Source organism: Winogradskyella sp. R77965, from assembly GCF_044594915.1.
Lineage (GTDB): Bacteria > Bacteroidota > Bacteroidia > Flavobacteriales > Flavobacteriaceae > Winogradskyella.
This window is the reverse complement of the sequence record NZ_CP138990.1, coordinates 3,616,978-3,631,429: the sequence shown is the minus strand read 5'-3', so window position 1 is coordinate 3,631,429 and position 14,452 is coordinate 3,616,978. Positions and strand designations below refer to the sequence as shown.

The following is a 14,452-nucleotide window of genomic DNA, read 5'->3' as shown; positions in this document are numbered from 1 at the left end:
TTATTTCTTTTTTGCTTTTGGAACTTTGATTTTAATGTTTCGGAACGCGACTCTGTCTCCATGGTCTTGTAGTAATATCTGTCCTTTATCTAATAGTCCAAAATTTGGCCATTTTTCATATTTACTTTCTGAAACTAACTTTAAAAATTCCTCGCTTCCGCGTTCGTATTCTAAAACTTTAACATCATTAATCCAATGTTCAACATGATTATTAATTGATTTAATGTACGCCGTGTTCCATTCTCCAATTGGTTTAATTGGTTTATCAGGATTTGCTTGAATTAAATCGTAGAGTGAACACACTGTTCTACTACCTTCGTGAGAACCTCTTTTTGCGTCTTCATGTAATTCATCATCTAAAATTTGGTATTCTAAACCTATTGATGAACCTGGGCCTTTATTAAGTTCAGTATCTACGTAATATTTAATACCACTATTGGCACCTGGTGTTAACTTAAAATCTACTAACAACTCGAAATTTGTATAATCTTGAGTCGTGACAATATCACCTCCTGCAGCCGATTCTGCTCCTCCAGAAGATAATACAATTAATTCTCCATTTTCTATGACCCAACCTTTATCCGGAAATGTATCTAATTTAGCACCGCGCCATCCGTTAGTTGTTTTTCCATCCCATAGCATTTGCCAACCTGACTTTTGTTCGTTAACCGTTAGGTTGTTTTTTGTAATAATAGGCTCTAAAGGCGACTCTGTACTATACTGAGAAAGATTTTCTGTTAGAATCTTGGCATTCCTCCACATGACTTGTGTTCCTTCTTTATCTTTATTTCTAATAGAATGGACTTGCAAACCAAAAAAACCACTTGCTGTTTTATCGTCAATTAAATAAGAAGCAGGCACCTTATTTATCCAGGTTTTTATAGTATCACCAATAGCTTCAACACGATAATGATTCCATTCATTTTGCTTAAAAGCTTTTTGGGCAGTTGGATTATTTTCTAAGGTGTGTAACCATTTACGTCGTTTTTCGTCATAAATGCCACCACTCCAAGCGCGCTTTGATGGGTCTATTTCTATCTGATAGCCATGAACCATACCATCTCTGTAGTATGGTAAGCTATTGCTTCGCATTTGGATTCCGGAATTCATTGTAGAATCGACTTTAAAATCGATTTCAAAAATGAAATCATCATACATTTTATTAGATGTTAAAAATGTATTTGGAGTATTCGCCACTGTTGTACCAATGACTACACCATTTTCTACTTTATAGATTGCTTCGCCACCTTTAATATTCCAGCCGTCTAAGGAATTGTTATTAATAAGGTTTGTCCATGGTATGTCTTGGTTTTTCTCCTCACAAGAATATAAAACTAGACTAATAAGAATGCAACTAATTATTGATGTAATGAATTGAAATTGTCTCACTTTAAATTATTTTTAGTTAAAACTATTTACCATTTGAAATTACTGTTAGAGAAAATAATGGTTGGTATAAGATATGGCTTATTTATTATTTTTATTAAAAAACCCTCCATTATATAGCTTATAATAAAGGGTTTGATTTATTTTTAAAAACGACTTTGCTAAAACTAGAGCCTGTTGACCAACTAAGCAAAACTATTTATTAGTCCACTGTTAAATCAACCACAAATTCTTCGAATTTCACGTCTCTGTCTCTAATCACTAATGTGTCATTAACAGTATGCGTTAAATCTAGTACAGATCTCTCAATCTTTGTTCCAAAAGCAACGACTTGTTCTGCTGTGGCAACATCACTATACTGGTATTGTAAATAAATAACGTCTCTACTTTCTCCTCCCCACTCATCGCCATCTTCCACGAATTGTCCTGATCCAGTTACAATAAAATTATCCCCTTCGACATCTGTTATCGTAATATTATTATTCTCATCAAAAGTCAATATAATAGAAATATCATCATCACTAGGAAGTCCAGCTCTTCTAACTCTATTAGTATAAAAAACACTATTCCTTCCAGTTGTTTTCAATTTAGTAGGTTCATCTTGCACAACAAAATCTGCTCTGTAAACAGTAGAGGTATCAATCGTAACGTTATTTGATTCTAATACTACTCCTGTGGATACTCCTCCGACAGCTTGAAGCACCTCATTTATACTTGCTCCTACAATCCTATCTTCACCGCGTCTTAAATAGATACCTTCGTATTTATTCATAAATTTAATACCGAAAAGCGTGTAGTCTTTTGGTAATGGATCCCAATCTTCATCTTTTATTTTAATAGGATTATCAACTAAAGGAACACCTGTTAAAAGCGAATCTAATTCTTCAAAATCTGTAATTCTTAGAGGAAGTACATAATGTACTTCTTCAAAATCTGCAAATGCTAATGGATCATCAAAGAAGGCATCTGAAAGCTGCACAGGAATACGACCATTTGTAGAACCAGAAGGAATTGTTACTGGACTTTCTTGTTCAATGGTATAGTAAGAAGCTGGTAAGATTTGAACATTTACAGTATCTACGCCTAAAGCAGCCGCATCTATTAATTCTGGAGCCAACTCAAAATGTACTCTTCGATCTATATCATTATTGTAAACCCCTGACATGACGACACCGATTTCAAATCGTCCATTATTATCGTTTTCGTTAAAACCCAAATCATAATCACCCTGAATTAGCGTTCTTACAGGCGTTTGAAATGGAAAATATACTGAAGTTGACCCAAAGTCGTCAAAATCATTTTCCTGATTTTCACAAGCTATCGCACTGAAGACCAGAGCGACTATAAATATTAATTTAAATTTTATTTTCATGTCTAATTTTTTTTATTTCTTATAAAATACACATTTATCCTACCAGCCCATATTTTGCTCAAGTTCAGAAAATTTTAAGATCTCAGCATTTGGAATAGGCATATAAGTTGCAAATGGTTGATAATTTCTAATTTCCACAGACGGCAACTCAATATAATTATTTCCGTTAAAAAAGTAACCTTTAGCTGGTTCAGTTAAAGGTAATCCCCATCTTCTAATATCCCAAAACCTATGTCCCTCAAAACTTAGCTCTATACGACGTTCATTTCTAATAAGCTCTCGCATATCCTCTGTAGTTGTAATAGATGCTAAATAATCGTCCGGCTGTGAGATTCCTGCTCTATTGCGTATTGCCGCAATGACATCACGAGCGGTAATACCGTCAACTGAGCTGTCTGGGCCACCAATTTCGTTAGCTGCTTCAGCTAATATTAAAAACAATTCCGTATATCTAAAATACACATTAGCGTGACTTTGACCTTGAGCAGTTCCATTATCATTAATAAGAACGTCTGGGCGTAACAATTTTTTGAGGTAATACCCAGTAGTTGTAGACTGCTCAGGAATAGAATCTAACCTATTATTTCCTCCACCAACACCAGTATTAATTATATCACCTCCAGCTCCAAAAGAAGCGCCATTAACAATAACATATTTTTCTAGCCTAGGATCTCTATTAGCATAAGGGTTTTGAGGATCAAAACCATTAGCCGCGGTTGCAGGAAAGCCGTCTTGCATTGGAAATGCCATTACAAAGTTATGTGTTGGGTTAATCTCACCATCTCCATTAATTGAAGGCGGAAACATTCTTTGTTCATAATTAGAAGTATTACCTCCTATAGACCCACGCCAAAGCGATTCATTACTCTGAATATTACCATCTGATATATAAAACTCATTACCTGTTGGATCTAAACCAGCAGTACCTCCAATAGTATTTAAAATTTGAGCGGCATTAGTTGCTGCCATATTATAATAACTCTGACTATCTAAGAATGAAGGGCTCGCTGCAAAGAGTGCTAAACGTGCTTTTAATGCTCTTACTATTTTTCCTGAAAGACGTAAATCAAAAAAGTTATCATTTACTGTACCATATTTATCAAATTCAAAGTTTTCTAAATCCGAATACCATGGATCTACCTGTCCTGCGCTTAAACCATAATCTGTTGGTAATAAATTAAGTGCTTCATCAAAATCTGCCATAATAGCCTGAACAGAAGCTTCAAATGATAAACGTGGTACATTAAAGTTACCATCAGGTTCAATAAACTCCGTATAGTATGGAATACCAAGTAATTGCCCTGATTCACCTATACCAGCATGGGCTTGAAGCACATAATAATGGTGTAACCCTCTTAATGCCAACGCTTCTCCTTTCAAGCGCATTGCAAACATCGTGTTAGTCAATGTGTCTCTGCTCCATTGTGTTTCTCCTGTTTCAATAACTTCTAAGAATCTGTTTACCCAGAATACACGTTCAAAACTACCCCAACGGGCTGAAGGGTTAAATTGAGCATTTAACTCACCACGTGCCATTCGTTTAAAGTTATTATTTAAAATATTATTAACAGCATCATCTGTAGCTGCTTCAGAAAATGAATATTGGTTAACCAATCCCGTATATCCGTTTAATAATACACCTTCTGCTGCATTTGGATCTGAGAGAATAAAATCAAAATCCAACCTATTTTCTTCAATAGGCTCTAAGGTATCACAGGCAATCATGCCAGTAAATACAGACACAATTAATATATATTTTATTAAATTCTTCATTGTATTTGTCTTAATTTTCTTATTCTATTAAAATGATGCTCTTATACCTAAAGTAAAAGTTCTAGCTAGTGGTGTTGTTCCAATCCTTAACTGACGAACATCTCTATTTTTACCTATTTCAAACAAATTAGTTCCAGAAAGATTTAGACTTAAACCCTTAATACCTAAATCTTTACAATAGGCATCCTCAAACTCATATGTTAACTGTGCACGGTTAATGCTAAAGTAACTCGTGTCGAACAGCCAAAACGTAGATTGTCTAAAGTTATTTTGATTTGTTTGTGATGATAACCTTGGGAATGTTGCCGTACTTGCAGTTTGCGGTGTCCATCGTCCTAAAACAACTTCTGAGTATTTATCATTACCATCTACTGAATAATATTCGTTAAATCCGCCACTTAACTTATTACCGTCAGCTCCAGATTGACCTACGCCCAAAACAAAAAGGTTGAACCTTTTATAATTTAAGTTAAGGTTTAGGGCATACGTCCATGGGCTACTAGATTGCCCGATTGCTCTTCTGTCATCATTATCTATAATATTATCCCCATTTAGATCCTGATATTTTATATCTCCTGGTTGAACGATACCAAATTGAGGTACAGGTAAACCCGTATTTAAATTACCATTTGTATCAAAATCTGCTTCCCCATAAAAACCTTGATCAACTAATCCGAAGATTGTAGAAATCTCTCTTCCTTGTGTTCGTAGATAATCTTCAGCAAATACTTCAGATCTTATAGATCTTTCAGTTTGACTGTATAGAACGTTTGCACCTAAAGTAATTGACAAATCTTCATAAGTTTTATTGAAATTCATACCAATTTCAAAACCAGTGTATAAGTTTTTATTAAAATTATTATACGGTCTAAATGTGTTATAAAAAGACGGGAATTGATCTTGTAAGAATGTTATTTGTTTATCTAATTCTGTTTTAAAGTAATTAGCTTCTATCCAAAGTGAATTCATTAGATACGTTTCGAAACCTAAATTTAAATCTATACGCTCTTCAAATGTTAAATCAAGATTCTCTCCATGTGAAATATCTATTCTACGATTAGTATTACCATCAGCCCAATTAAAATTGCCACCAAAAGAATAGTTTACATCATATAAATAATAAGCGCTAGCATCATCATTAACAGTACCACCAGAATTAAGCGCAGTAATACCTCTATCTGACTTTAAAATACCACCAGAAGCCTTTAATTTAAGGAAGTTTATAAATTTACTGTTCTTCAAAAAAGGTTCTTCACTGATAATGTAAGCTATACCCGACGTTGGTGAAAATGCTCCTCTATTTCCTTTTGGCAGTTTTATTGAATTCACATAGGTTCCTGTAAAATCAAAAAACAGTTTCTTTTTGTAGTCAAAAGCCATTTGTAAGCCTACGTGCGCATCAACATCTGTTTGAATAACATCATTTCGCCTTTGTGAATTATAAAAACCTAATAAAGTGGTATTTAAAGAATAGTCCTTAGCAAAAGTGGTATCATAATTTATAAGTCCATAAAGACCAAAGCGAGATAAAAATCCATTGGTAGTAGGGCTTTGTGTTTGATCTTTTAAATCTATACCAAAATCAGCAAGACCTGTTATTCTATCACCTTCCCAAATTGGTTCATAGGTTTTAAATTGATTCGCTATAGTTAAATCATAAGAATCAAAAAAATCAAAACTTAAATAGGTTTTAGCTGATAAGCCCTTTGTTATTCTATCTAAATCAAAATTAATGGTATTATTAAACTGTGTAGAACGAAACACTCTGTTTCTAAAACCACCGGCAATAGCTAAAGCTATGGGTGCATCTGATCCAAACTGTTGGGTTGACCCTAAAAGAAATCCATCAAAGGTGTTTGCAGCTAGTAATTGTCCAGCAATTGTAGGATCACTAGTGTCTATTAAATCAACAGGTAAAAATGGTGAATAAGCGTTTGGTCTCAAAGTAGTTCCAGCACTTAATAAATCGGCTCTAGAGCTTTTGGTTGTACTTATAACTGCAATACCATCAAGACTACTCGTAATCCAATCATTTATTTTAAAATCTAAGTTACCTCTAACATTAAAACGGTTAGTACCTGCATTTATATCTTCATTAATATCCACCCATGCATCCTCACGATTCCATCCCACGTTAACATAATATTGATTTTTATCATTACCACCTGAAAACTCAGTTATAACATTTGTGAAATTGACTAAACGTTGAACGTATTCTTTTGAATAAAGGTCTACATCTGGATATTTGTATCTATTAGTACTTGTTCTAAACTCTTGTATAAGCGATGGTGAAAAAAAATCATCTAAGCCGTCATTATTTCTAGCTTCATTAAAAAGATTCATATACGCCGCTGAACCTAAATAATTCGGTAAAGAGATAGGTGCTCTAATACCAGAAATAATATTTACGTTTACTTCTTTTTTATTCGCTTTTCCACGTTTGGTATTAATAACAATCACACCATTTCTTCCTTGACTACCATAAAGCGCAACAGAATTAGCATCTTTAAGTACAGTGATCTGCTCAACCTCTTCCATATTTAGGATATTAGGATCACGACCAATGACACCATCAATAACAAAAACAGCATCGCCTACTCCTCCTATACCTCTAATATTATCAGAACCTCTAACCCCTAACTGGAGTCCGTTAATATAATCTCTCACCCGTTGGGTATTGTCATAAGTTAATCGATCTTTAGTATTAATTGAGGATACTGCACCAACAATATTACGTCTGTATTTAGTGGCAACTCCCATATTTAATTCGTCATCTCCAGAAGCGAGGAATGGAGATTTTTTCATGGTAATATTACCTATTAAATCAGACATAGCTACAATGGCTGATACATAACCCTTTTTTTCAAGTACGACAGACTCATCATCTCGTAATTTAATTTTAAACTGTCCTTCAATATCCGTAGATGTCTTATTTCCATTTGGGCTAAAAACATCAACTCCTTCTATGGGGCTACCTTGCTCATCAACCACAGTTGCTGTTACCTCTACACCATCTGTTTGAGCCATTGCAACATTACAAATGCAAAACAGCATTAAGCCAAATAGCGTAAACAACCTATATAATTTATTTATCTTCATTTTTTTCTTTATATTAGTTAAAGCGAATTTATCAAAGACTACCACTACCATCCTGGATTTTGAGGAAAGCCTTCGTAAAGTTGTGTTTGGGCAACTGGAAATGGTAACCAATAATGCTGAGGAAACTCACAAATTCTATCTACAAGAAGTGTTTCTGTGAAATTACTTTGGTCTTGCGGAAAATCTAAGGCTAATTTTCTTCTATATTTATCTAAATGGGCTACTCCCCATCGTCTAATATCAAGCCATCTGTGTGCTTCATAGCTTAACTCAACAGATCTTTCTCTTCTTAATTCATCCATAAACTTATTGTTATCGCCAACTATATTAGGATGTACATTAGGAATAGTACCTGGCGTTCTATTTCTAATTTTATTAATAGCCCCTTCAGCAGTTAGGTTGTAAGAAGCTGGTGCTGTGGTTGCACCACTAGAAGCATGTAATGCTTCTGCATACATTAAATAAACATCTGTAAGTCTCATGTGCAGTCTTACTCCAACGTGTTGATCTATAATAGGATTCCATCTCGTATGATACTTACCATCAACTTTAGGATAAAATTTTGTCCACATGTATCCTGTATTATTAACTATTTTAATGTTTTCAGCACCAGTACTGCGGTGGACACCTTTATTACCAGAATTTTCAAACCAAAGCTGGGCTGTTTTATGCGGATCGTCAGCTCCAGGATCTATAACTTGTCCGTCAATGATATGCCATCTGTAAAAACGCGGATCACGGTTTGCAAAAGGCTGAGTAGGGTCGTAAGTTGGTGGCCCATAATTACCACTAAGATCATCTTCAATAGATAATCCATTGGCCATACCAAAATTGTTATGAATAAAATTATGTGTAGGGCTGATAACTTCATATCCAGCAGAAGTGGTATGAATAGCTCTACTTACTCCTGATGCCATAAATCTTGTAGCTTGCCCTTGACTACCACCAGTTGCAGCAAAAATAAATTCTGTACTTCCTGGCCATATAAATTGACCAGGTGTTGGTGATCTCCAAAACACATCATCGTAATTTTCCCAAGTCGCTAATGCATAACGTCCTTGGTCGGCTAATTTTAGAATTCCTGAAAAAGCCTCGACCGCCATATCACATAACTCTGTATCATAGTCATATGTATTTACACTTACATTGTTACCTTTCATTAATGGACTTGCTGCTAAAAGTAAGTTTTTACCTTGAAAAGCATATGCCGTACCTTTAGTAATCCTACCTCCATTTTCGGTTCGTGTTAATAGTCCATAAGGCTCATCATCCCAATCTACGGGCAATAATTCAATGGCTTTTATGTAGTCTTCATTAGCTCGTAAAGCAACTTCTTTGTAGGTCTCTGGACGTGGTATTTCAAAATCATCTACTAAAACTCTATCAATATATGGATAACGCCCCCAAAATTTCATAATCTCATTATGGAAAAATGCTCTGAAAAAATAAGCTTGTCCAAGAATAACATCTTTTTCTGCTTGAGTAGCATTTACCATTAAACCCCTATTCTCAACATACTCAATTACAATATTAGCTTTACGGATACCACGTAAGCTACCATCATACAACCCTGGTCTTTGTCTATTAAAAGCATTAGTGTTTTCGACATTAGCAGAGTTAGTACCTGTTGATCCATAATTAGAATTGTAGTGGTTATTTAAGTAACAAAAATTATCTCTTATCACATCGGTGAATCTTCCTGCATCGATATCACCACTTGCTTTTGTTGGCCTGTCAACAAATCCATCATCTCCTAAAAGAAAATCTTGAAAGGTATGCGTTTGCTGTTCATAAGACACCACCAAGGCATACATTTCTTCAACAAAACCTTGTGCATTTGTAAAGGTAGAAAACACTACTTCTTCGTCTATGACTGCATCTGGTTCAACATCTAAATAGTCCTCGCATGAGAACGAGAATACTAATCCTAAGATTAATAATATTTTTATTTTATAACTTTTCATCATTTCTCTTTTTAAAAATTCATATTAAAACCAAAGTTAAATGTTTTTAAGGTAGGATAATCCCCTCTTGACCGGGTTTCTCCTGAAGTATTAAACTCTCTATCATCGGGCAAATTAGACCATAAAAACAGGTTATTTCCATTTGCAAAAAATTGAAGTTTCTTTAGCCCAAGTTTTTCACAGGTTTCTCTTGGTATATCATAAGATAAAGAAACTGTTCTAAGCCTTGTTAATGATGCATCTAACCAATTATCTCTAGGATTAGTTGCTCCCGGAACTCCAAATGATGGTTGGGTATCTGTATTATTAGGTGTATTTACGGTCCAATAATCTAAATCTTGCTCAAAAATTAACGGTGTTGAATTACTAAAGGTTTGGTTACTAAATAATCTAGACGCATTTTGAGTACCATATAATTGCGCTGAAATACTAAAACCTTCGTATCGCGCTCCTAAAGTAAGTCCCCAAGATCTTTGAGGTTGGTTTGGATAACCGAAAGGTGCATTATCAAAATTAGAGTTATAAATACCGTCTCCATCAAAATCTACAAGATCATAATATCCAGGACGTACTGTACCTTGATTCTCATTTAGCGGTGTTGAACTATAAATATCGTCCCAACTTGTCAATATACCTGCAGGTATGGCTGTGCTTCCTTGCCCAATATTAAAACCAGCGTCATTTAAATAAGCAGCCCGCAATGCTGGATCATCTCTTACTATTACTTCATCTATAGCTTGCGTAAAATTAAAATCACCAGATAGCGTTAAACCGTTATCAAAAGTATAACTAGAACCAAGAACAATCTCATAACCCCTTATCTCAACGATACCTTTATTAATAAGCGGAGGGCTTGCTCCCACAAAATCTGGTATTAAAGCATTAACAATTACAATTTTACTACGATCTTCGGCAAAATAATCTATCTCTCCAGTTAATAAACCATTAAATAAATTAAACTCAGCACCTATGTTATATTTAACAGCTTCCTCCCACTGAAGGTTTGGGTTTCCAATGATACTTTCTCTAAAAAACGTGTAGGGCGAAAGTCCTTGATAAGCACTTGGCACTAAATATGCTGATCCACTAGAATTCCATTGTGTAATATGATTCCATCTTCCTATTACATTATTGTTTCGGATAAAACTATCATCACCAATTAAACCATAAGATCCTCTAAACTTTAGTAAATTTAGCCAATCTACATTTTCCATGAAGGCTTCGTTTGAAAGTGTCCAACCTAGTGCTACAGAAGGGAATAAGTCGAAACGAAATCCTCGTCCAAATTGTTCAGAGCCATTGTAAGCACCATTAATATCTAAAAAGTATCTTGAGTCGTAATTATAAGTGACTCTCCCTACCCAATCTTCACGGTATGTTGGAAAAGCAAAAATCCCAGTACCACTTGTACGCTCCTGTCTTCTAAATAAGAACAGCCCTGTTAGGTTATGTTTTTCATTAAAAGTTTTGTTATAATTCAATGAAGCATCATACACCAATTGACGATTTCGTTGACCATCCTCTACTTGTGCATTTCCTAAAGTCCATGGTGGTCGCACATAACCAAATCTAGTATTGCTATCTGGAATAAGAATTTCCTCCTGACCATTACCATCATAAACCCTGTAAATTACACCTCCATCACTTAAACTTTGTCTACTTCTCTGATTATTATCTAGAGAAAATCGTCCTTGAAAAGACAAACCCTCAGTAATAAAGTCTAATTTTTGTTTTAGTATAAAATCTGTATTGACTTGAAATTGTCTGAAAGTTGTATAACCTTTAGCCTGTAATTGCTCAACAGGGTTATTATAAACATTAAAATAACTAAAGGGGTTTCCATACAACCCATCTGGATATATGGGCGTGTAAAGACTAGGCGCTATTAAGTACAATCCATTAGTTACATTACCTAAGTTACCTGGATTCTCTCTAACACCATAAAAACCAGCTAGACTAACGGACAACTCAGTAGTATTCGTAATATTAAAATCTATGTTACTTCTAAAGTTAAATCTATCATATCGATACTCACCTAAATAGCCTCTTCCATTATCATATCTACCACCATCAAAAATATCTTCTACTGTTTGATAAGCTAAACTACCAAAATATTTAGCCGTTTTATTACCGCCACGAACAGACAAATTAATTCTATAATCTTGTGCATAATCTTTCAACAATTCATCTTCCCAATCAACATTGGGATAAATATAACTTTCTTCTAAACTTGCAGGGTTACGATATCTATCTACAATGTCTAATGGAGTATAATTATTCCATGTATTAGGAGCAACAGCTATACCTCTTAAAATAGCACTATTTGCTTCTAATAAAGCATCATAAGAATTTAATTTTTCTGGTAGTTGAGAGACGGCTTTAATGGTTGTATTAACACTAAGGGACAGTTGCGCTTTTCCTGTTTGACCACGCTTGGTAGTAATTAAAATTACCCCATTAGCACCTTCTACACCAAAAACCGCGGTAGCAGAAGCATCTTTAAGCACCGATAAATTTTCAATATCGTTCATATCTATATCGTTCATTGACCTCCTAACACCATCGACAAGGACAAGAGGGTCTCCATCAGTATTCCATGAACTTTTACCACGAATATAAATCTTCAAATTATCTTCTCCAGGAACACCACTACCTTGTATGGCAGTAACACCTGGTAAATTTCCTTGTAAAGCTTGTTCAACATTAGCTACACCAAGATTCCTTTCCATCAATTCCTCACCTTTTATCTGCGTAATAGCAGCTACTACGCTCTCCTTTTTCTGAGTACCATAACCAATAACAACGACTTCATCTAAACTTGCCACATCCTCTTCTAAGGTTACATTGATGGTTGTTTGACCATTGACTTGAATTTCCTGTGTTTTAAAACCTACATAAGAAAACACTAAAATTTCCTCACCCAAAGTTAATTCAATGGAATAATTTCCATCAAAATCTGTATATGTACCTGTAGTAGTTCCTTTTTGTACTACACTTACACCTGGTATAGGCATCCCACCAGCATCCTTCACAACACCAGAAATACTATTTTGAGCCTCTAAATTAATTGCTGTAAAACTGGAAAATACTATTGCCAGTAGTAATGCTAACCCAGAAACAGGAAATTGTTTTTTAAATTTTTGTTTCATATTCAGTTTAAATTTCAACATATAGTTAGTAATAGATTTATTAAAATAATTAAACTTTAATACGTCAAAGCCAAATCATAATAGTATGTTAACAATATTAAAAATAACATTATATATCTGTATCCTGTACTATGCTGACAAGCATAATTTTTATTTAGATTATAGCTACATTTAACATCTTTATGCTTTAGATTTCCTTGATTATTCAAATGAGTTTCTAAAATTCATGCTAAATCTATTATAAAAGTTAATTTGAAATAGATTTGTTTCATTTGAATAATTTATAATTTTATTTCTCCCAAAGCCCTTCCATTTCCTCCAAGGTTTTTCCTTTAGTTTCAGGTACTAATTTCCAAACAAAAATCATAGCCAATAATGACATGATACCATAAATCCAATAGGCGAATCCATGATTAAACTGCTCTGTTAAATAGCTATTATCATCCATCATTGGGAATGTTAATGACACAAAATAGTTAGCAATCCATTGTGCAGCAACAGCTATAGCCATAGCCTTACCTCTTATTTTATTTGGAAATATTTCAGATAACAAAACCCATGTTACTGGTCCCCAACTTAATGCAAAACTTGCCACATAAAGCATCATACAACCTAAAGCCAAATAACCTGTTGCCTCTGAGAAAAACACAAAGCCTAAAGCAAACATAGCAATAGACATTCCTAAAGCTCCAATTATCATCAATGGTTTTCTTCCGTATTTGTCTACGGTTTTAATTGCGATTATTGTAAATAAGAAATTGGCGATACCAACAATAATTGTAAAAAGTAAAGATGCATTTGTACTCATATCCATCTTTTTAAATATTTCTGGTGCATAATACAACACCACATTAATACCTACAAATTGTTGAAAAATTGAGAGCGCAACACCTATTATTATGATTAACCACCCAAAGGATAGTAACTTCCCTGAGCTTTGCACAACACTACTTTTAATTTCATTTAAAATTGAAGTAGCTTCTTCTTCACCGTTAATGTCAGTTAATACCTGCAATGCTTCTTCTTCTTTATCTCGAAGCATTAAAGACCTTGGTGTATCTGGAACAGTAAATAGTAATCCTAAAAATATGCCAACAGGTATAATTTCTGAAGCAAACATCCATCTCCATCCTACGTCATTCAACCATGCATCTGAACCACCTCCTTTAGAAATAAAGTAATTTACAAAATAAACAACCATAAAACCTGCAACTATTGCTAACTGGTTATAAGAAACCAGTCGTCCTCTAATTTTAGCTGGCGCAATTTCGGCTATATATAACGGAGATAACATAGAAGCTAAACCTACACCAATACCACCCAAAATTCTATAAATTATAAAAATTGTAGAAAACGTATGGTCTAATTCTCCAATTGGCTTGAAAAACATTTCTGGCATTGATGACCCTAGCGCAGAGATTAGAAATAAAATACCTGCCAGTATCAATCCTTTTTTACGACCTAGATTTTTACTCACGAGTCCACCAAAAAGACCTCCAATAATACAACCTATTAAGGCACTTGACACTAAAAATCCTTTAAAGGCATTGGCTGTAGTTTCGGACAATCCTTTTGGAATTACAAAGAAGCTATCTAAAGACCCTACGGTTCCTGAAATTACGCCTGTGTCATACCCAAATAGCAGACCGCCTAAGGTAGCTACTAATGTTAGTTTTAAAAGATAGCCTGATTTTGCTGATTTCCCCATA

Annotated in this window: 7 protein-coding genes; all 7 read right to left on the bottom strand. The window is 34.4% G+C overall.

Annotated elements, in window-relative coordinates; genetic code table 11:
* The 7 genes from SJY34_RS16185 to xylE all read right to left on the bottom strand — a co-directional run bounded on the left by SJY34_RS16185 (position 1) and on the right by xylE (position 14,451).
* Entirely contained in the window at positions 1–1,362 is a 1,362-nt protein-coding gene (locus SJY34_RS16185) for a DUF1080 domain-containing protein (protein ID WP_400081423.1), read from the bottom strand.
* 226 nt (positions 1,363–1,588) lie between these two features.
* Entirely contained in the window at positions 1,589–2,758 is a 1,170-nt protein-coding gene (locus tag SJY34_RS16180; RefSeq protein ID WP_400077456.1) for a DUF5627 domain-containing protein, read from the bottom strand.
* Between the two features lie 39 nt (positions 2,759–2,797).
* Complete coding sequence (locus tag SJY34_RS16175) at positions 2,798–4,531, bottom strand: RagB/SusD family nutrient uptake outer membrane protein (protein ID WP_400077454.1); 1,734 nt, start codon at positions 4,529–4,531, stop codon at positions 2,798–2,800.
* Between the two features lie 27 nt (positions 4,532–4,558).
* Positions 4,559–7,630 carry a SusC/RagA family TonB-linked outer membrane protein gene (locus SJY34_RS16170; protein ID WP_400077452.1) on the bottom strand — a complete coding sequence of 1,024 codons (3,072 nt, stop codon included), beginning with the start codon at positions 7,628–7,630 and terminating at the stop codon, positions 4,559–4,561.
* Positions 7,631–7,674: 44 nt separating this feature from the next.
* On the bottom strand, positions 7,675–9,594 hold the full coding sequence (locus tag SJY34_RS16165) for a RagB/SusD family nutrient uptake outer membrane protein (RefSeq protein ID WP_400077450.1): 1,920 nt from the start codon (positions 9,592–9,594) through the stop codon (positions 7,675–7,677).
* Positions 9,595–9,605: 11 nt separating this feature from the next.
* Positions 9,606–12,743, bottom strand: a complete 3,138-nt coding sequence (locus SJY34_RS16160; protein ID WP_400077448.1) for a SusC/RagA family TonB-linked outer membrane protein — start codon at positions 12,741–12,743, stop codon at positions 9,606–9,608.
* 289 nt (positions 12,744–13,032) lie between these two features.
* The gene (gene xylE / locus SJY34_RS16155) at positions 13,033–14,451 is read right to left on the bottom strand and encodes a D-xylose transporter XylE (RefSeq protein WP_400077447.1); all 1,419 of its coding nucleotides are present in this window, start codon (positions 14,449–14,451) and stop codon (positions 13,033–13,035) included.
* Between the last annotated feature and the right edge of the window lies 1 nt (position 14,452).

Coding starts and splice junctions, on each gene's coding strand:
- xylE (WP_400077447.1), bottom strand. CDS start 14,451: ATGGGGAAATCAGCAAAATCAGGCTATCTTTTAAAACTAACATTAGTA.
- SJY34_RS16160 (WP_400077448.1), bottom strand. CDS start 12,743: ATGAAACAAAAATTTAAAAAACAATTTCCTGTTTCTGGGTTAGCATTA.
- SJY34_RS16175 (WP_400077454.1), bottom strand. CDS start 4,531: ATGAAGAATTTAATAAAATATATATTAATTGTGTCTGTATTTACTGGC.
- SJY34_RS16170 (WP_400077452.1), bottom strand. CDS start 7,630: ATGAAGATAAATAAATTATATAGGTTGTTTACGCTATTTGGCTTAATG.
- SJY34_RS16180 (WP_400077456.1), bottom strand. CDS start 2,758: ATGAAAATAAAATTTAAATTAATATTTATAGTCGCTCTGGTCTTCAGT.
- SJY34_RS16165 (WP_400077450.1), bottom strand. CDS start 9,594: ATGAAAAGTTATAAAATAAAAATATTATTAATCTTAGGATTAGTATTC.